Here is a 19,986-nt window from a genome sequence, read left to right as displayed (position 1 = left end):
TCGCGATAAAATTGAACTGGTTCAAGAAAGGTAATTATCGCTTTCGTGCCCTGAGTTTACTGAGCATTTCGGCAGACATTCCCAGATAAGAAGCGATCAAGTACCTTGGAAATATCTCGTAATGCTCAGGGTATGAACGGATGAAATGTTCTAAGCGTTCTTCTGCTGAAAGAGAATTACGCATGTAAACCCGGTTCATCCATGAAATCAGATGCTTTTCAGTCATTGTGCGGAAGTATTTCTCCATTTGCGGGAATTGGGAACAGACACTGTTGAAAGCTTCTCTACTTAGTGCAAGTACTTCCGTGTCTTGCTCTGCCTGAATGGTTGTATGTGCGGGCTTTTGATTTCGGAAACTGTCTAAGTCGGTTATCCACCAGTCGGTAATGGCCAATGAAAGGACTTCTTCTGATCCTGACGTGGCATTGATTTGACTCAACTTTAACGCACCGGATAAAATATAGTAATCGTAGTGGCAGACTGAACCTGAGTTAAGAACATAGTCTTTCTTTTTAAAGTTGATAGGGGTGAAGTGGCTCAGTACTTCATCAAGCTGCTGTACATCAAGTTGAATGTATTTGAGTATGTGTTGCCTTAGACTGTCCATGTTTCTGGTGCTGGGTTGATGGTACTATGAGATCAAAGTTTTCTCATCAAAGATTCTCACAGTAGTTTGATTTTTCAATTCCCTTACTTATTGGTCTGACGAAGAAAGTTATTTACAAGATTAGGGGATTTGTTCCCACCGAGAGGAATAATAAAATAGGGAATCTATTACTTATTATTTCGCTCCTTTAGGTACTTAACAAAATCCCAACCTATCATCATTCTTCTATCACTATCAGTTATTTGGGGATTCTTGCTTATGTACTCTCGGTAATAAAAACCTTCGCATTCAACAGTCATTTGGTAATACAATATTACTTTATAGAACCTACTTTTTGAGAAGAAGCCATAGTCGGGTACTTCTTCTGGTATTTTGTCTTTCAGCAATTCATAGAAAAAAATATAGTTCTTTAGGTTGAAGTCATCATCATCAAGATTTGACTCGAAAACGAATTCCTCTGTTTGTTTTATTCGATTAACTAATGTGACTGAAAATTCTTGTCCGCCTATGACATAATCTGGTCTGAAGTCGAGGGACTTACAGAATCGAAAGGAGTCTACTTCAACTGTTAGGTTGGTTGGAATATCAAAATTTAGCTTGTAATCGTTTTGTGGTGTAAGTTCTGAGATGTCAAGTTCCAAATCAGATAGGCTGAATGTCTTCTTATTCAAAATTCTCCATTCAGTTATTTTTTCAACTCTTTCTTTCTCAATTCTTACCCTGTCTTTTAATTTCTTTTTTCTTCTATTTATGTAAAAGACAGAAGCTGTAAAATCTCCATTGGATTCTTTTAAGAATTCAATTTTGTACTTGGGTCTACCTTGTTTTGTAGGTGGCTCGTCATGTTTTTGGGAAGTAAAGATTATTTTTTCAACCTCTTGCCCAAAGGAAGTGAATGTCAATATGGCCAATGCGAATAATAGGATATACTTCATTTGGTATGATCAAATTAAATGTAGTTTTGATTGTTCGGTCAGTTTAAAACAATTGTCCTGTCAGTCCTTCTTCTATTAATAAGGTATCGGTGTGATTTTTTGTCTGTTCTTTAGGAATCCTGTCACACTAATCAATTTAACAATATAGTTTGTATGAGTCATAGATATGACTCCTGAATGTTGATGTTTGAAGGTCTGCTATTCCATAACATTATTTTATAATGCGGGTACTAATGCTTTCTAATATGGTTAGAAGTACAGCCCAATTCCATTCTTTGAGGTGTACTACTCTCATAAATTTGTCAGGATTAGACTTGGAAAGAATAAGAAAATCTTCTTCTCTTCTTAATATGGATATGTCATCCAGAGCTATGCTTTTAGGTTTGTTAGGGGTTCGATATGAAACTTCAAAGGCGTTGATCTCATAGTTGCCGATTTGCAGACTTTTACCTTGTTCCCATTCGTGAAGTTGTTCTTCTATTTTATCGATGAAGTAATGTTTCCAGATAGCTCCTGTAACTTGATTGAACAAGCCGTATTTTTCATTATGCTTCTTTTGAAAATAGGATTTGATCCGAATAGTTAGCGTATTGCCATCTGAATTCCTAACCTTAATTGTATAGCCAATTCCTATTGTGAAAAGATAGAACTCAAGATATGAATGACCATATATGAGTTCTGTTGGAGATTTAATTTCCTCGGTATAAAGGGGGGTAACCCAGGTGATTTTAGTATTGTCTAGAATGAGCTCGTTGTTTTCTATTGGAATTGTTACCATGATCTAGATACTTCAAGTGCTATTTTACAATAGCTCATAACTCTACATATATTAGCCCATTTGGAACTCATCTAAATCGGGTTGCATTTTCTGTCGTATTCAGGAACTTTAAGTTCTTTTCATACATCTTCCGAATGCCTTTATTCAGGTGTTGACTCCAATTCGTAGGGTTGTCCTGATAGTTATTGAACAGGGCCATGGCATACGCTGCCACTTGTTCGGGAATATAGCCCTGGCGATTAGTCTGCCAACCCTGATGACTATGACCCTGCCATTGTTGAAAATTGAAAAGTGAGTTGGATAGAAATATGCCAAAACCCATTGCAATGCAATTTAAGTCCGTTAATTCTTCATCATTTTCATGAAGACGGCCTTCACCCAATAGAATAAGATGAGACAGTTCATGTGCCAACGTGGCAATCATGGATTGCGGATTTTTAAGTTGACTAAGTTCAAGCCCAATCTCAAATGTATTCGGCCCGCGCTCGGAATACTTACCAATGGCATTACTCGACTGGTTTCTGAAGCCTTCTTCGTTGTGAGTAGCTATAATTCCCTCGTCTTCAAATTCCATAGGAGATTCAGAGAAAAAATAGAGCTCTACGTTAGTGTTTTTAATTTCCATGTACTCCATGCACTTTTCAAGCGCATACTCGGCATCTTTTTCTAGTCCCGAGAATTCATAGTTGAAAAACTCCTTTGTGGGTTCGATAATCCTGACGTTTTTCAAATAATCTGCTCCATATTCTTCTTCGAACCAAAGAAAGGCATCTTCAACCCATTCTTTGTCTTCTGGTGTTACGGTCGGTTTTGGTTTTGCAAAGAGCATTTTTCGTTTAAAGAAATTCGAGTCCCATGTTAAATAACAATATCGTTAGCGAATAGCAGATATAGAAAATTTAATAACTCTATTCATCCAATAACTTCCAAATACATCAGGCAGTAACCCAATCAATTCACCCTCACTACCTGCTGATCAGCAATGGCATAGACGACATCGGTTTTTTTGATGCTTATTTTGGCAGTTCCGGTAAAGTGGCCAAAAGCAGGTAATAGGCCATTATTTTCTCCAAAAAAGTAACATGGTAGCCTTAACGACTGTCGGCCTTTGCCATGCATCTTGATGGCCGGATGTATATGCCCGGCCAGATTGTAGCCTTCGGTTTCTTCAGGGATATGGGTCAGGTCAAAAGGATGGAGGCTAAGCTTTTCCATTACTTCCAGGTTTGGGATTCTATAATTTCGAGCTTCCAGTACATCATGGTTGCCCAGTACCAGCTTGAATGGGAGCGGTGCCTTGCTTACCATCCAACGTCTGAAGATTTCCCAGCCCTGATTATGGTCGGAATGGAAGAGATCACCCAGAAAGATAACCTGCTCCGGTTGAAAGCGGGCAATGAGTTTGTCAAGCAGGTAGATGTCTTTGCTGTGGATCAGGTCAGATACAGGAATACCGGATTTACGGAAGTGCCCTGCCTTGCCTAAATGCAGGTCGGCCAGAATAAGATACTTTTTCTCTTCCCAGAAAATTCCTTTTTCAGGAATCAATCTTAATCTTTGTCCCAGTAATTCGTGAACGAGCATTCCAACAATTTTAAGGCTCAGGCGTTTTCAATCCAACAAGTTTCAAAAATATAAAGCATGCAAAAACTCATCGTCTTTTTCTCCTTGTTTCTCCTTTTAGGTTCTTCTGTCTTGAAAGCACAATCTGCCGATGATGTGTTGGGACTTTGGTTAACCGATGATGGTAAAGCCAAGATTGAGATCTATAAAGAAGCGGGTAAGTATAACGGCAAAATTGTCTGGCTTAAAGAACCCAATAATGACAATGGCCAGCCGAAACTAGATAAAGAAAACTCTGAAGAAGAGCTGCGTAAAAGGCCTATTGTTGGTTTGAATCTGGTAAAAGGCTTCACTTTTGACGATGGAGTTTGGGAAGATGGGGAAATTTATGATCCTGAAAATGGGAAGACTTATGCCTGCCGTATGAAGCTGAAAGGGGATAAGCTGGATGTAAGAGGCTACATTGGTATGGCCATGTTCGGTAGGACCGTGGTCTGGACTCGGGTAGAGGAGTAAAGGCTACCCTGTATACTCCTTTTTTCATGCTGAGGCGTAGCCGAAGTATCTGCCTTAGTTGTCTAATGGTACTGTCGTTGGGTAAGAGAATTGAGGCAGATCCCTCGCCCACTCGGGATAGAAAACGAGGAGGGGAGCGATGGAAGTCACAGAGAATCTCAGGCTCTATTCATCATCCTGAGAATCACAATCAGGATAAAAGCCACAAGGCCCGAAATACCCGTTAGTAAGGCAGAGATAATATAGTCCTCCTCACTCAGATCGAACCGCTCCTTATTGAACAGGTACACTACTCCAACACCAAGAAGGAATAGAAAAAGTACCAGGGCACACTGAAAGACTTTTCGGAAAGTGTTTGTCATAAGTTTGGAGTCTGCTTCACTTAGAAATCGATGACTATACCCAGAGAAGGCAATATGCTTGAGTTGTCGATATCCTCAATCTGCACCAGTTGCCTGGGGCTAATTACATTCCCCTGGTTATCGCGATTAAGACCATAATCCGGTTCATTAGGAATGTTCTGGGCAAAGGCATTCTGAATTTCAAGGAAGACATTTAATGTCCATTGGCTGAAGTTCCACTTCTTATCGATGCGAATATCTGTTTGGTTGAAAGACTGAAGTCTCACAGTACCCAGCTGGTCATAATCTCTGATAATAGCAGGGTAGTTATCCAGCGTAGCTGCTTCATCCACCGGAGCGTAAGGCGTTCTGCCCAGGTAGCGGGAGCGGGCGCTCACTTCCCAGTTATTGCCAAATTTGTAGCCACCGGTAAATGTCAGCAGGTGGTTACTGTTCCAGGCACTAGGTCGGTAAACTCCATCGAGACCAGTGAACTCACTGTTATACCAGGTGTAGGCCAGAATAGCATAGAAGTTATTAGTAAACTTCTTCTGGTAGAGAAATTCTACACCATAAGTTCTTCCTTCTCCCACACTGCTGATGGCCTCATTGCCGAGCACTGAGAAGTCTCCACCTAAGTTGGCCAACGAAACGCCTTCACTCAGTGAAACAGGGTAGTCACTATACTTTTTGTAGAAACCCTCCAGGGTAAATCTGGAAGAAGGGTTTAGCAAATATTCTAAACCCAGTACCGCATGATCACTGCGAATGTATCGGGCATTTTGATTGACAAAGCCATTGTCGAAATAACCGAGAATTGTATAAGGAGGGATTTTATAGTACCTGCCGATGCTCGCATTTAACGACCATTGCTGGTTTGCATCTAGTGCATAGCTGGCCGATATTCTGGGGCTTAGGGTACGCCAGATTTCATTTCCCGAATCGGTGAAAGAATTACCATCGAACCGAAGTCCAAAGGACAAGTCTAGTCTGTCATTTAGGGTTGTGGTGGAAGCCTGATAAGAGGCTCCATACCTGGCGAAGCTTATGCTGTTGTTGAACTGATTGGTATTGATCACGTCAATGCTGTTGTTCTCGTAACTGACGACCTGTAAGCTCAAAGTCTTGACCAAGGTCCAGTTACCTTTAAAGCGAGTCAGATTAAGCCGTAGCTTGGTTTCTGATTCCCGTGAAAGGTTTTGCAGGTACAGGCCTGTTTCATTCTCATTGTCTTCATACTTTCTGAAATCATTGTCCAGTATGTTATTGCTTAAAGCCAGTTGTAAGAAGCCCTGGCCCTCTTTTCTGCGCTGCTTCCAGCTAATACCTGCAGTGTTGGTCTGCTGCTTAATGATAGGAACCTGATCCAGGGTAGCCTGTTGCTCAGCATCATACTCCTCAGGTACATTAATGCTGAAGTCATCAATTGAACCGATACCGGTAATAGTGATTTCATTATACTCATCAATCTTGTGAGTCACCTTGTATTGATAGTCCCAATAGTCAGGAAGGAAAGGGAGGTCGATGGCTTCAAAGAGAAACTGGAGGTAAGACCTTCTCACGGAAGCAATGAATGAGGTGTTAGATGATTCCTGTTGCTTCTTAAATAGCGGACCTTCAAAAGTCAAAGCGCTTTCACTGCTGCTTAACCTGAAATTGGTCCTGAACTCCCGGGTATTTCCATTGCGCTGGTCAAACTGCAGGACACCGGAAAGGGCATTGTCGTACTGAGCGGCAAAGGCTGAAGTAGAAAGCGTCACCCCTTCAAAGAAGCTTACATTTAGCAGTCCGACAGGTCCGCCCGCACTTCCCTGAGTGGCGAAGTGGTTGATGTTAGGAATTTCAATACCATCCAGATAGTAGACATTTTCATTAGGCGCACCACCTCTGATAATGATGTCATTGCGGAAACCTCCAATAGAGCCGGAAACGCCCGGAAGTGACTGTACTACCTTGGCTATATCATTGTTTCCACCGGGGTAGGTGGCAATTTCTTCTCGCGAAAGCTTTTGAATGGATAGGGGTGTTTCTTCTATCTTCTGAAAAGGGTTGGCTACTACCACTACTTCGCCTAACTCAGAAACGGTTTCCTTCAACTCGAAATTCAGGTCGGGATTTCCCCCTGACCGGATCACCACATTGAAACGGGTCTGATTTTCATAGCCTACAAAGGAAACCTGAATGCTAAAAGTCTCGGTGGGTAAAGCCCTGAGCGTATAAAAACCTTCAGCATTGGTAATCGCTCCCGTGCCTAATTCCAATACCTGTACGGTAGCTCCGGGGATGGATTCTCCAGTCTTGGCATCCCTTACATACCCTGAAAGGGTTCCGGTATTTTGAAAGGCAAAAAGAGGGTGACCAAAGATCAGCGTAAAAATCAGGAAGTACTGCTTCATAATGTGTTATTCATGAGACAGAACCACGAAAGGGCATGAGGGTTTGAGAATTTCTGAAAAAAATGAGCTTTTTATGCTGCTGGCTATTTCAATAGCTTCTTTTCTACCACGAAAGTACCGAAAGGTAAAAGCGAGGCGATGAGTGCCAGAAAAGTGGTGCCCATGCTCCAGGTTTCCTTTCGCGCCACAAACATTACAAAGGAACAGTATAATACAAACAGTACGCCATGCGCCAGCCCCACCGGGTAGGTAGGTTCGGGAATATTGAACCAGTATTTCAGGGGCATGCAGATGCCAAGTAATAAGAGGTAGCTAATGCCTTCAGCGATGGCCAGAAATCGTAGGGTTCGTATCATGGAATGGGCTTCGTTATGAGATCGCAAATCTTCAACCTCAAACTTTAATTTCCAAGTTGAAATGTCAAAGGTGTACTTTGAGAGGTAGTTAGCAATGAGCAAATGGTGTAGAGTACATCGCATATCTTATATTGTAAATGCTAAATCTCTATACCGCTCTTAGATTTCATCTGTTTTTTTAAGCCTGAAAGTATTAGTATTGAAAACTGAAAAAACGAAAACTACCAATATGAGAAAGGTCTTATTCCTCACCGCTTTATCCATGCTCATCCTGGCTATGCCCGGGAAAGCTCAGGATAAGCTGAAAAACATGCCCGGCTATGATCAATATAGCAGGGTGGCTCCGCAAATTCGTGGTTCTGTAGAATACGGAATGATTTCCGCCAACTGGAGCGAAGATGGCGGCAGTTTCCAATATGTAAAGGATGGAAAGCTGTGGAAATACGATGTCAAAAAGAAAACTCAGGAAGATTTAGGTACTCCTCCAAGACCCGAAAGAAGACGGTTTAACCGTCCGGCCAGAGGTCGCCAGTATGCTTCAGCTGATGCGCCTAATGGTGAGTTGATGGCTTATACCAAAGATAGAAACATGTACATCAGTAATATCGATGGTAGCAATGTGCAGGCCATCACTACCGATGGTAACATGGATAACCAGATTAAGTATGGTATTGCTACCTGGGTATATGGTGAAGAGTTAGGTCAGATTACCGCTATGTGGTGGTCACCAGACAGTAAAAAGGTGGCTTTCTATCGATTCGATGAAAAGAACTCGAAGAAATACTATGTGCTCCTGGATCAGCTTCAGATGTACGATTCACTGGAAGTGATGTCTTACCCGAAAGTAGGAGAACCTAACCTGCCGGTAGACTTAATGGTTTACGATCTGGAAACCAAGAAAATGACCAAGCTGGATACCAGAGATGGTAAGCCTTTTAATGATGGTGCTTTAGGAACTTATCTATATGGTGTTGAGTGGACTCCTGATGGGTCTGAATTGCTTTATCACAGCACCAACAGAAAGCAGGATATCATGGAGCTGCGAGCTGCCAATCCGGAAACAGGGAAGAGCAGAACAGTAGTGAGAGAAGAGTGGCTGCCTAGCTTTACCAGAAACACGCCAGAAATGCACTGGTTGGCAGATGGTAAGCGTTTCATCTGGGCTTCTGAAAGAAGTGGTTTCAACAACTACTATCTATACAATGTAGACGGAACACTAGAAGCTACTATTACCAATCATCCTTTTGAGGTGGCTGGTATCCAAATGGTCGATGAGAAGAAAGGGGAGCTTTACTACATGGCCAGAAGTGGTGAAAATCACATGAAAATGCAGCTGCACAAAGTGAGATTGGATGGCTCTAAGGACACCAGAATGACTGATCCTGCTTACAATCACAGAGTAACCATCTCACCTGATGGTAAATACTTTATAGACATTGCTCAGACGCACAACATTGCACCATTTACCAATCTGGTAGACAGCAAAGGCAAAGTGTTGGCAGAGCTGGCCAAAAGTGATCTCAGCAAGTTCGAATCTCTGGGTTTGAAGAAAGTGGAGGCCTTCACCTTTACCGCAGCTGATGGTAAAACTGAACTACACGGTTTGCTTCACTTTCCGTCTAACTTCGACCCAAACAAAAAATATCCACTGATTCTGGCTAACTATGGTGGCCCTGCTACCAACGAGTTTACAGAGAACTTCACCCTTCCTAACTCATTGACTGAATATGGATTCCTGGTAGTTGATGTAGATGGCAGAAATGTAAGAGGAAGAGGAAAAAGAATGCTGGATGAAATCTACGGTAAACTGGGTCAGGTAGAAATGGATGACTTTGCCGAAGGTATTAAGTCGCTCTATGACAGACCTTATTTCGATAAGAACAGAGTAGGAGTTTATGGTACATCTTATGGTGGTACTACTTCAGCTACTTCCCTGTTGAGACATCCGGAAGTGTTCCATGCTGCAGTGGTTAACTCGGCTGTGACTGACTGGAGATACTATGACAATATCTACACTGAGCGTTATATGAACCTGTTGGAGAACAACCTGGAAGGATATGAGACTTTTAGTCTGATGAATCAGGTTGACCAACTGGAAGGTGAGTTGATGGTGTACTTCGGTACCAGCGATAACAACGTTCACCCTCAGAATTCTCTGGCATTCATTAAGGCTTTACAGGATGCCCGCAAGAGCTTTGAAGTACAGGTAGGTCCTGACAGAGGACATACGGCCATGGATACTGAGCGTATGATGGAGTTCTTTATTGAGCACCTGGTCATGAAAAACGGAATGGCGCTTGATCTGAAGCGTTAACATATTCAAATAAGAATGAGAGGCCGGTAGCTATGAGTTGCCGGCCTTTTTTTATCCCTCAAAGTCGAGTTGCATGCGCTGTATGCGTTCAGAAAGCATTTCAGTGGTGAATCGCTCCCTAAGCCGGTCAACCATAATCGGGAAACAGAAAGGTGTTGGCTGTCGCAGTTTTTTCAGTACAATTTCCTGTTGATTGATTCTCTTCAGAGATTCTGTTAGTCGTGACCTTTCAAACTGCAGGCTTAATACCTCTTCGTTAGCCTGTTTGAGCAAGAGGTTACCCGGGTCATAATCTTCAAATACTCTATAGAGCATGGTGGAGGAAGCCTGAAGGTGTTTGTAGGTCATGCCTTTTCCTGGGTAACCTTGAAAGATCAGCCCTGCAATAGTGGCAATATCCCTAAACTTGCGTTTCGCCATCTCCGTGTTGTTGATGCTGGCATTGATGTCATCCAATAGATTCTCCATGGAGAAAAGGTCCAGCTCCAGAAAGTCCTCAATTTCAATATCCATATCAGTAAGCAGTTCAAAGCCATAATCGTTAGAGGCAATGGAAAAACTTATAGGTTGACTAACGGATATTCTATAGGCCAATAAAGCCGCCAAAACTTCATGTACATATTTTCCTTCGAAAGGATAGAAGTAAATGTGTGTGCCCTCATCTGACTTGATCTGCTCTACCAGCAATTCCTTCTCCAGTGGCAAAGCGGAGAGTTTGCCCTGTTTCTTCAGAAGTGGTGCAATGGCATTCATTTCAACCCCCTCGAAGACATCGTGAGACGCATCATGGATTTTTCTGCGAAGCTGACCAGAGAGGAGTGAGGTAAAGGATGCCTTTCCGCCACCCCAGCGAGGAATAGGCCCTTTGGTTTTATTGGATTTCCTGACCTGGGCTGTCATGTCCTTAAAGCGTACCAATTCCCAGTTTCTTCCTGCAAACCAGAAAGTATCTCCTTCATTCAGTTGAGCGATAAATGATTCCTCTACCGTACCGATGAACTTACCGGAGCCATACCTCACTTTCACCACCGGATCTCCTACAATAGTACCCATGGACAGTCGATGACGCATGGCTGTTTTACGATTATTTACTTTCCAGAGTCCATCGGCCATTATTTCGACTTTGGCATATTCATCATAGGCACTCAGGGAATTGCCCCCTGTAGTGATAAACTCCAGACACCACTGCCATTCCTGATCGGTCAGCTCGGCAAAAGCATGGGTACTTTGAATATGTCCTCTTACTTCTTCAGGGTAAAGGCCAGGTCCAACGGCCAGAGTTACCAGGTACTGAACCAGTACATCGTAGCAAAGTACCAGAGGGGTCCGACTCTCAAACTGTTGATTGGCAATAGCTTCTTTCAACACAGCAGCTTCAATCAATTCCAGCGAATGAGTAGGGAGGAAGTAAATCTTACTGGTGGCTCCCGGTTGGTGTCCACTTCGTCCTGCTCTTTGGAAGAAACGGGCAACTCCTTTAGGGCCTCCCGCCTGAATGACCATGTCTACCGGGCGGAAGTCTACGCCCAGATCCAGACTGGAAGTACAAACCACGCACTTGAGTTTCCCTTTATGCAGAGCCTCTTCCACCCACTGTCTGACATTGAGATCCAATGAACCATGATGCATAGCCACAAGACCCGCCAGTTCTGGAGCACGCTCCATCAGGCTTTTGTACCAGATTTCTGTTTGTGACCTTACATTGGTAAAAAGCAGGGTGGAGGTATTCTCATCCAGGATGGGTAAAATGCGTGAGAGCATATTAATACCCAGATGTCCTGTCCAGGGTAAAGTATCAACTGATTCTGGAAGTATGGTTTCAATCTCAATCTTCTTATCAATATTGGCTCTGATGATTTCGCAGTCATCATAGAGGTCTCCCAATAACACCCGGGTAGCTTCTTCCAGATTGCCGATAGTTGCCGATACCGCCCAGGTTTGTATGGGTTTGGGATTAAGGTGACGAAAATAGGCCAGAGCCAGTTCCATTTGTACGCCTCGCTTACTACCGACCAGTTCGTGCCATTCATCAACAATGACGGCCTTCAGGTTGGCAAAAGTTTTGGGAGCCTGCTTTTGTGCCAGTAGTATATGAATGCTTTCGGGAGTGGTGACCAGAGCCTGTGGCATTTGCTTCTGTTGGGCTTGCCGATCCTTTTGACTTGTATCGCCTGTACGCAACCCAATCTCCCAATCCAGGCCTATGTCCCGGCAAACTGCCTGCATAGCTGAATGAATGTCCTTGGCTAAAGCTCTTAGAGGAGTAACCCAGATCACTTGCAATCCTTTGGCCTTTTCGGGATTTTTGAGCGCCTGTAATACACAGCCCATCCAGATAGCATAAGTCTTACCACTACCTGTGGGTGCATTGAGAAGGCCACTCTTTCCATTGAGATAGGCATTCCAGCATTCTTGTTGAAACTCAAAAGCTGTCCATCCTTTGGAGTTGAACCAGTTAATGGCAGGATTAAGGTCGTGTTGTTTTTTCAAGGCATTGGACTGTCTGCCTTAAATTACTGAATGGACGTGTTTATGTTCAAGTTTCTGCTTCAAACTTTACGGAGCAGACCAGAGATATTCATTAGATGACCTGATAACTGCTAAAAAGTGGCGTTGTAGTCTATGTTCATATTTCTGGTACGAAGCTGAGTAGTTTCGTGCCCGGCTTTGAAAGGACCTCCATTGAAATAGCCAAGGTTCTTTTTTACCTCAATCAGTACGAGGTAGTTTTGGTTATTGGTATCAATCTGATAGAAACCTTTCTTATTCGGTTTAATAATGTACTTAGGCGTTACATCGTCTTTCTTAAGCTTCCGCAGGTCGTAAAAGTCTACGCCATCTCTTTGAACCTTGGCGGCTTCCAGGGCTTCCAGCTTATCGGCATCATAGAAGTAAAGCTCATTGCGTACGGTATCAGGTGCTTTGGCTGTACCCTCAGTGCTTGGCATAAAATCACCTTCAAAGAGTAATACGTGTCCGTAGTATCCATTAATGATAGTCGGCTCAGATATTCTGTTGCTGATTTTAATTTCGTAAGTGAAGTAATAATCGTCCTGAACAGGCACCTCATCTTTCTTACAACCTACTATTAAAGTGGTTAGCAATAAACCCAGTAGAATATTCTTTGCTCGCATCAACCAATATTATTTAAGGGCACGAAATAAATAAATTCTCAGTCCAATCCCGTGCTTCAATGAGTTAAAGATTCCTAAAAGCTTGAAAATTGAAAATGTATATTTCATGGATAGCTGTCTGATTAATGAAAATAAGTATTAAGTAGGTTTAAAAATTATCCATTTAAACAACCGATTGCGTTAATAGCTTTTAATTTGGATGAAAAAGTAGCCTGATCTTCCTTATTTTTATAATATGCGAATTGAAATACCCAGAGAAGTTGAAAGGTTTGGTCCCATACAAATTCACGATGTGCAGAAGGTATGGGAGTTGGATGCGGGGCTTAAGCTGAAAGAGTTGGAGCCAAAGGAAAAAGAGAGAAGGGTGATCACCCGGATATCTTACGAGTCACTTCAGGATATACAGGAGCAGATGGCGATTGTAGTTCCAATCAAGGACGAGAAGATCAAGCTGTTGGAAGGGGTACTATCTGGTATTCCCCATGAATGTCTCGTAATACTGGTTTCCAATAGCAAGCGCGAACCGGTAGACCGTTTTCAAATTGAAATGGACGCTCTCAACCACATGAGTAAGTTCATGAAGAAGGATATTTTCATTGCACATCAGAAAGATCCTCTGCTTGCGGCAGCCTGTAAAGCTTCAGGCTACGATTACATTCTCGATGAGAAAGGAGAAGTAAGAAGTGGTAAGGCTGAGGGAATGATACTCAGTACTATTCTGGCCTATCTCTGTGGTAAGAAATACATTGGCTTTATTGATTCGGATAATTACTTCCCTGGTGCTGTTTACGAATATGTGCAGGAATATAGTGCAGCACTTTACAGCGCTAAATCTGACTACTCCATGGTGCGAATTGCCTGGCACAGTAAACCCAAGATTGTAGAATCCAGCCTCTTCTTTGCGAAAAGAGGAAGAGCTTCAGAGCATACCAATAAGATATTGAATAGCCTGGTGAGTAGCTATACGGGTTATGGAACTGAAATCATTAAGACGGGAAATGCTGGAGAACATGCCATGAGCATGGACCTGGCACTGAATATTGATTATTCGTCAGGGTATTCCATTGAGCCCTACCATTATATCAATGTATTGGAGAGGTTTGGAGGAATCATTGATTCGCCTTCTGCGGATGTGATGAAACAAGGGATTCAGTTCTTCCAGATTGAAAGCCGTAATCCGCATCTGCACGAAGTCAAGGGCGATGAGCACGTGAAGTCTATGAGTCGAGAGGCTATGGAGGTTATTTACAGGTCGCCACTTTGCCCGGATCATTTAAAGGAGGAGATTTTACTGGATTTATATAACCGTGGTTTATTAAAGGATGGAGAGCAAATGCCGGAAACGGTGCGTTACTATCCCGCTTTGACCGAGGTGAACATGCTGAAGTTCAAAGAAACTTTGAAGGATGCACCTTATGCAGAATTCCTGAAAGTTGATTTGTCGAAGTATAAGTACAAGAATGGTAAAAAGAAGCTGGCACGCGATCTGACCAAAAGCAAAGATCATTTGCCTGCGGCACATGAACAATTGGAGATCAAATGAGAAGAGTTCTATTTAGCGATTTAGACGGTACATTACTGGACCTTAAGAGTTATTCATTTGCAAGAACCCTGAAGTCTGTCGGGGCGCTGAAGTCACAGGGCATTCCAATTGTTTTTTGTAGTTCTAAGTCCAGGGTAGAGCAAGAGTTTTACCGTGATTCGATGGAGGTGAAAGATCCCTTCATTGTAGAAAATGGGTCAGCCATATTTATTCCCAGAGGTTATTTCTCTCAAAAGATACCTTACAACACTTATGTAATTGATGACTATGAAGTCATTGCACTGGGAAAACCAGTTGGCTTTATCAGGGATGTAATTAGTAAAGCAAGAGAATCAATGGGGCTTTCTCTGCTTTGTTATTTTGATTTACCTGCAGAAGAAGTGTCTATGTACACTGGCCTCGATTTGCGTTCATCAAGAAGAGCCATGGAACGCGAGTTTTCCGAAACCATACTCAAGGGTAGGGTAACCGAAGGCTTTAACGACTACCTGAAGAAAAACGGACTGAGAAATATTCCAGGCAGTAAGTTTCAGACCGTAGTATCGGACAAGGCTGATAAGGGCAAAGCGGTTGATATACTTATTTCACTATATGAAAAGGAATGGGGGGGTATTATCAGCTATGGTGCCGGTGACAGCATCAATGATTTTGAAATGCTGCAGTCCGTTCATGATCCTTACCTGGTACAGAGACCTACCGGTCTATGGGCCGATCTGGAAGATGATACCATCAAGAAGGTCAATGGTATTGGCCCGAGTGGCTGGAATAAAGTAGCTCAGATTATTTTAGAAGCGCCTGCTCATGGCTGATCTTCAGGCTATTTCTCTTGAATTATTCCCAATCCAAAGAGCTATAAGAGCATAGTGAATCTTACACTTGTTTGATTAATAAATTCAATAATTAATTGTAATAAAGTAAAGTAAAATTTAGGTTTAACCCTGTAAAATCAAAACGCACTTTCTGATGCTAGCATTAACCACAACTAAACTTTTGTGTTATGCTAATTACCAGACTGAAATCAGTTTTGATTTTCGCAATTCTGGCAGCCGTTTTTTCATGTGCTGACCCGTACGAGTCTTCCGAAGTAGCTCTCCAAAATAGCAGAAGAGCTGTCCAGCCAGAAGACATTCCTCATGTAACTTCCAAACTATTCGACCGGCTTGGTCTGGCCAATGGTACCGAAAGGTTCAGTATGGCTTCAGCAACAGGAGACCCGGAATTCACCATTGATTGGGAAAAAATATTGGAAAGTATCGACTCTTCCGGTACAGCCACCTACACTTTTTACCTTCATTCCAATGCAACCAGAACAGGGGAATTCTATAACCTGGTGATGCGACTGGATTCCGAAAACAATGCTTACAAGCCATTTATTGTCAGGTACACCATGACAGACGAATTCTTGCTGCAGTATCTGGCAACAGGTTCTATGGAAGGGTTTGATGGTGAAATGAGCATTATACCAGTAAAGGGACCTGATAGTGGTACCGAGTACCAGGCCGGTTTACCCGGCCATGTCAGGTCCATCACTCCTGACAAGGACTGCCCCGAGGAGAATATAGGTTTCGATAATGGCTCCTCTGGTGGCGGTGGCGGTGGACCTTCAACGGGAGGGTCTACAGGGGGTGGAGGTAGCTGGGTTACTGTCACACGCTGTGATTATTATCTGGTCAAGAACTATTACGAAACCTATGTAGACGGAGAGTACTCCAGTACCAACTACTACTACACCATGGAGAAGGACTGCTATGAGTATTCATACCTTTCTCATACTGAAGTAGCTGGTGAAGATGATTGTGATTTAGGAGATGGTGAGATTCCGATTATTGATCCGGAAATGGCTGCAGCATTTTGGGAGGCAGGCATTTGCGAGACAGATGCTTTCAAGAAAAATGAATGTTTACAAGAGGTGTGGAATAAGTTAAAAGAAACTGATTTGGCATATAAAAATTTGACTGACTTTATTACCACTAAGCCTTTTGCTGAATTGTGTCTTGACGTTCAGGATACTATTTCTGGTACAATAAACGCGAAAACATTTCCACGCGGGACCTTGTCTGAGCCAAGCTTTACAATAGCCCTGAATAAAAATCGTCTCAATAAGTCAAAACTTGAGCTAGCCAGAACTATTCTTCATGAAACCATTCATGCAGAGCTTGGTGGTATTATAATTCAAGCTGAGCAAGTTGGTGGGTTTGAAGCTTATTTGGAAAAGAATCCAAATGAGGAAAGGTTTGCTGCATTATGGAATTATATAAATAATAATCACGATAAATTTGATAATTATTTACAACATAATTATATGATCGAGTCTTATTTGTTGTCATTGAGTGAGTCAGTACGAGAGTTGTCATCGTATCTATTGTCAGATGAATTTAAAAACCAATTCTATCAGGGCAAGAAGATTAATTATAACTCTGGTGACACCATGGAATGGGACTGGAATGAGTTTTACCTTGCTTTGGCTTATGTTGGACTTCATAAAACAGATGCTTATAAATCAATTGATGATAAAGTTAAAATGAGATATGGAGTTTATAGAAGTATATTAAAGAAATATGAAAGTGAAGACTATAAATGTAATTAGAGCTTTTTTGTTGATTTACCTATTGTTACTGGGGTTTCAATTACCTCTTTCAGGTCAACAAAAAGCAGATACTGTCATCATTCTCTTCAAAGAGAATCCGGTCAACAAAGTCATGACCCTAGAAAAGGTATATTCACAACCGGACAAACAATATCCATTGGATCAAATCAGGAAGTACATCATCAATCAGTTTTATTACTGCAAAGAATGTAAGCCGAGCATACAGCCAATGACTTTCGCCTTCCATTTCATTAATACCCCTAAAAAATTAAAGATCGAAAAGCCTTATGACGATTATTTCAAAGTATCTAAAGAAGAATTAGTCAATTACAGATTGCTGGACTCCAATTGGTTTAATCATACACCTTGGGAGGAGGTAAGAAAGCTTATATTACAGCATCGTAAGGTGCTTTACCTGATTGATGAGTCTTATCTGATCAATAATCAATTTGTTGCGATGAAAGTTGAATTTGACGACTGGACGGATACTCATTGATCCTATTTAGTGTAGAATTATGAGTAACGAAATAAAGTATTTACTTCATTCAGTTTTATAATGGACTTATTATCAAACTGTAGCCTTTCTATTAATTCGGTTATCATTGGTCTTGCACTCTATTGGATAACCAGAGAAAGGTTCTCAGCATGAACTGATTTACTAAGGTAAATCAAGTAGATTTCAGGGTATAGGTTCCCAATAAGGGTTGATAATCCTGTCAAATACTTTGCAGCATTTTCGACTACATAAACTTTGAAGAGGTTTACATAAAGGCTAAATCAAATGAAAGTTAGGGAAGAGATAAAAAGAACTATTGGTCATTACTACAATGACTCTTTAAGGCCAAATAAGCGCCTGGAAGAATCAATTATTAAGCATGTTCACCATCGATCAGAGAAGTATCAAAACTGGTTGGAATTGGTCAATGAACTCAATGTTAAGCTCCAAACCAGTGTTCAAGATATTACCAACGGACAAAGGCCATGTTTTGAAGCATCATACAAAATGAATATTTCCAGAAATAGAAACCTCTTGCCTGGCGAGTCGCAATGGGTTTTTTTGCAGAAATCTATAATAGGTGATTTTTGTTCGGTGTATGGCCTCAGTGATTTGAGCTGGACGAATAGCATAGAAATTCCTTCTCATAAGGCAATGGAGCATTTTGTTTCTTCATCAGACTATACTTCCAACCTTTATAATAGTGTTTGCGAAGCGTTTTATCAACAGTTCTCATTTAATCATTTTTTGTCCTTTTCCGACTATTCAGCTGTGATTGAAGGAAATGATGGTACTAAAAGGACTGTCTTTAACCTCTTATTTGCTGAGTTTAATTTCAACAACTATGAAATTATCGGAGATATTAAAAAGTGCTTCTGAGCATCATGCGACTCTTGGTATTTTGGGTGTTGTTGATGATTCTGCAGCTTATCCACCAAGGGGTGATCCATTCGTCTGGGATTGGATGATTCCTACCTGGCCTTTTCACGGTCAGGCTTATATAAAACTGAAAAATCTATCTGCTTGGATGAAGACTTGAAAAATAAATACAGTTTTTGTCGTGAGCAGTTTAAATCGCTTAAGACGAAATTTCTTTTAAAACTCTAATCATGGTAAAAAGTACTTTCGCAATGGTCTTGTTGACTGTTTTATCGGTTAGTACCAGCAGTCAAGCTCAAACTAAAGGGACTGATTTATACATCCTTTTTGAGCGGAATAGTAACTTTATTATGGAAGTAGGTAAGCAAAAATACTACCATCCTGAGTTACGTTTTCCAATGGACGTAGGAAGAGAATATGTGGTTCAAAAATTTATTTTCTGTTCAACCTGTACAAATAAGGGCTACGGACTGGAGGTGTTTACATTCTCTTTTGACCCACGGTTAGATAGTACCTTTGTTGATTTGACTATTCGAGATATTTATTCGAAGAATGTAGTTGATCAAAAATGGTTTAATGATTCAAATCAGGAGATAATTACTCGCAGGTTATTAGAAGCCAAAGATATTTATTTGGTGGATTTGGGGCAGAAAATCAACGGTTTATTGGTTGCGATTAAAGTTGATTTCTACGATATGACAGAGAAATAAGAAGGAATTAGTTTTCACCAAGCCCAATTCGGTATTGATTCCAATCGAAGACTCTATAGAAAGTGGATCATAGCAGGGTCAGTACATTAATACTGTTTATGAGAAGCAAACTTTGTATGTCGGGGAAGGTCGATGGGGTAGTAACAGTTGAGCAGTTTGGCAGTACTTTTCAGATGAGTGACTTTGTGGACAAGTACATTACGCATGACCGTTACGATAATATCTATGAGGTGAAAATAATCCTAAGCGATAGTAACGCAGTGGAAATCTAAAATTTGACTTGACACTTTATGATTAACCAAATGAGCCTTCCCAAAAGGAGATGAGTATATGGCTTTAACTTATGAAATACGAAAAATTAAGGTTTTTATACCCCTGGTAAGGATAATGAGTAAGTTGAAAATCCCTACTTACTACCGAGTTATGAAGGGTATCAAAAATAATTACAATCACCTGATCATGAAGAAGAGTTTATTTTTCAGTTTATGGTTGGTATTCACCTCATGCACTTCTCCTTTAGGTCAAAAGGAGATTTCGATGGAATTTACTGACCTAACCAACGAGGTTAGAAGATCGGTAAAGGTTGATTTAGACACGAATGAAATTGTTTACAAGCGAGAAATTTTGATCAAAGGGGAATTGTTGGGTTCTGTTTTACTGAATCACAATTATACATTAAGCAATAAGGTAGATACATCTTATATGTCAGACTGGTATCAAGAGGCAGATTCATTAATCATTCAGCCTATTCAGAAATCAGTCAATGGAGAACTGAAAGTGACTATCAGGTTCTTTTATCAAAAAAATGATATTCAATAATTTCCATGGAAA

20 protein-coding genes are annotated in these 19,986 nt (G+C 41.3%); 10 read left to right on the top strand and 10 right to left on the bottom strand.

Going from position 1 to position 19,986, the window contains the following annotated elements; all coding sequences use genetic code 11:
• Positions 1-34: 34 nt before the first annotated feature.
• The 5 genes from ACOOEY_RS02095 to pdeM form a co-directional block, all read right to left on the bottom strand.
• On the bottom strand, positions 35-607 hold the full coding sequence (locus ACOOEY_RS02095) for a Crp/Fnr family transcriptional regulator (RefSeq protein ID WP_420387016.1): 573 nt from the start codon (positions 605-607) through the stop codon (positions 35-37).
• Between the two features lie 167 nt (positions 608-774).
• The gene (locus ACOOEY_RS02090) at positions 775-1,542 is read right to left on the bottom strand and encodes a hypothetical protein (protein ID WP_420387015.1); all 768 of its coding nucleotides are present in this window, start codon (positions 1,540-1,542) and stop codon (positions 775-777) included.
• Positions 1,543-1,753: 211 nt separating this feature from the next.
• Positions 1,754-2,320 carry a hypothetical protein gene (locus ACOOEY_RS02085; RefSeq protein WP_420387014.1) on the bottom strand — a complete coding sequence of 189 codons (567 nt, stop codon included), beginning with the start codon at positions 2,318-2,320 and terminating at the stop codon, positions 1,754-1,756.
• Between the two features lie 67 nt (positions 2,321-2,387).
• A complete protein-coding gene (locus ACOOEY_RS02080; protein WP_420387013.1) occupies positions 2,388-3,149 on the bottom strand; it encodes a hypothetical protein in 762 nt (253 codons plus the stop codon).
• Positions 3,150-3,271: 122 nt separating this feature from the next.
• A complete protein-coding gene (pdeM, locus tag ACOOEY_RS02075) occupies positions 3,272-3,904 on the bottom strand; it encodes a ligase-associated DNA damage response endonuclease PdeM (protein WP_420387012.1) in 633 nt (210 codons plus the stop codon).
• Between the two features lie 57 nt (positions 3,905-3,961).
• Between pdeM and ACOOEY_RS02070 the strand changes: the two genes are divergently transcribed.
• Positions 3,962-4,399: a DUF2147 domain-containing protein gene (locus tag ACOOEY_RS02070; RefSeq protein ID WP_420387011.1), complete on the top strand. Its 438-nt coding sequence runs from the start codon at positions 3,962-3,964 to the stop codon at positions 4,397-4,399.
• A 158-nt stretch (positions 4,400-4,557) separates the two neighbouring features.
• Here ACOOEY_RS02070 and ACOOEY_RS02065 read toward each other — a convergent pair whose 3' ends face one another.
• The 3 genes from ACOOEY_RS02065 to ACOOEY_RS02055 form a co-directional block, all read right to left on the bottom strand.
• Positions 4,558-4,761: a hypothetical protein gene (locus ACOOEY_RS02065; protein WP_420387010.1), complete on the bottom strand. Its 204-nt coding sequence runs from the start codon at positions 4,759-4,761 to the stop codon at positions 4,558-4,560.
• Positions 4,762-4,781: 20 nt separating this feature from the next.
• On the bottom strand, positions 4,782-7,136 hold the full coding sequence (locus ACOOEY_RS02060; protein WP_420387009.1) for a TonB-dependent receptor: 2,355 nt from the start codon (positions 7,134-7,136) through the stop codon (positions 4,782-4,784).
• 83 nt (positions 7,137-7,219) lie between these two features.
• Complete coding sequence (locus ACOOEY_RS02055) at positions 7,220-7,492, bottom strand: DUF3817 domain-containing protein (RefSeq protein ID WP_420387008.1); 273 nt, start codon at positions 7,490-7,492, stop codon at positions 7,220-7,222.
• A gap of 229 nt (positions 7,493-7,721) precedes the next feature.
• On the opposite strand from ACOOEY_RS02055, the gene ACOOEY_RS02050 reads away from it, so the two are divergent.
• Positions 7,722-9,806: a DPP IV N-terminal domain-containing protein gene (locus tag ACOOEY_RS02050; protein ID WP_420387007.1), complete on the top strand. Its 2,085-nt coding sequence runs from the start codon at positions 7,722-7,724 to the stop codon at positions 9,804-9,806.
• A 51-nt stretch (positions 9,807-9,857) separates the two neighbouring features.
• Here ACOOEY_RS02050 and ACOOEY_RS02045 read toward each other — a convergent pair whose 3' ends face one another.
• Both ACOOEY_RS02045 and ACOOEY_RS02040 read right to left on the bottom strand, forming a co-directional pair.
• On the bottom strand, positions 9,858-12,296 hold the full coding sequence (locus ACOOEY_RS02045) for a ligase-associated DNA damage response DEXH box helicase (RefSeq protein WP_420387006.1): 2,439 nt from the start codon (positions 12,294-12,296) through the stop codon (positions 9,858-9,860).
• Between the two features lie 110 nt (positions 12,297-12,406).
• Complete coding sequence (locus ACOOEY_RS02040) at positions 12,407-12,940, bottom strand: hypothetical protein (protein ID WP_420387005.1); 534 nt, start codon at positions 12,938-12,940, stop codon at positions 12,407-12,409.
• Positions 12,941-13,175: 235 nt separating this feature from the next.
• Between ACOOEY_RS02040 and mpgS the strand changes: the two genes are divergently transcribed.
• From mpgS to ACOOEY_RS02000, 8 genes are all read left to right on the top strand, one after another.
• Positions 13,176-14,483 carry a mannosyl-3-phosphoglycerate synthase gene (gene mpgS, locus ACOOEY_RS02035; protein ID WP_420387004.1) on the top strand — a complete coding sequence of 436 codons (1,308 nt, stop codon included), beginning with the start codon at positions 13,176-13,178 and terminating at the stop codon, positions 14,481-14,483.
• Positions 14,480-15,292, top strand: coding sequence for an HAD-IIB family hydrolase (locus ACOOEY_RS02030; protein ID WP_420387003.1), 813 nt, complete (start codon positions 14,480-14,482; stop codon positions 15,290-15,292). The genes mpgS and ACOOEY_RS02030 overlap by 4 nt, the downstream gene beginning before the upstream one ends.
• A gap of 188 nt (positions 15,293-15,480) precedes the next feature.
• On the top strand, positions 15,481-17,070 hold the full coding sequence (locus tag ACOOEY_RS02025) for a hypothetical protein (RefSeq protein WP_420387002.1): 1,590 nt from the start codon (positions 15,481-15,483) through the stop codon (positions 17,068-17,070).
• Between the two features lie 10 nt (positions 17,071-17,080).
• Entirely contained in the window at positions 17,081-17,566 is a 486-nt protein-coding gene (locus ACOOEY_RS02020; RefSeq protein ID WP_420387001.1) for a hypothetical protein, read from the top strand.
• Positions 17,567-17,851: 285 nt separating this feature from the next.
• A complete protein-coding gene (locus ACOOEY_RS02015) occupies positions 17,852-18,445 on the top strand; it encodes a hypothetical protein (protein WP_420387000.1) in 594 nt (197 codons plus the stop codon).
• A gap of 230 nt (positions 18,446-18,675) precedes the next feature.
• A complete protein-coding gene (locus ACOOEY_RS02010) occupies positions 18,676-19,155 on the top strand; it encodes a hypothetical protein (RefSeq protein ID WP_420386999.1) in 480 nt (159 codons plus the stop codon).
• 98 nt (positions 19,156-19,253) lie between these two features.
• Positions 19,254-19,427, top strand: coding sequence for a hypothetical protein (locus ACOOEY_RS02005; RefSeq protein ID WP_420386998.1), 174 nt, complete (start codon positions 19,254-19,256; stop codon positions 19,425-19,427).
• Positions 19,428-19,614: 187 nt separating this feature from the next.
• Positions 19,615-19,974, top strand: a complete 360-nt coding sequence (locus ACOOEY_RS02000) for a hypothetical protein (protein ID WP_420386997.1) — start codon at positions 19,615-19,617, stop codon at positions 19,972-19,974.
• Positions 19,975-19,986 lie beyond the last annotated feature (12 nt).

Source organism: Roseivirga sp., assembly GCF_965216855.1.
GTDB lineage: Bacteria > Bacteroidota > Bacteroidia > Cytophagales > Cyclobacteriaceae > Roseivirga.
Note: the sequence above shows the minus strand (reverse complement) of the source record. Positions and strands in the feature narration are given on the sequence as shown.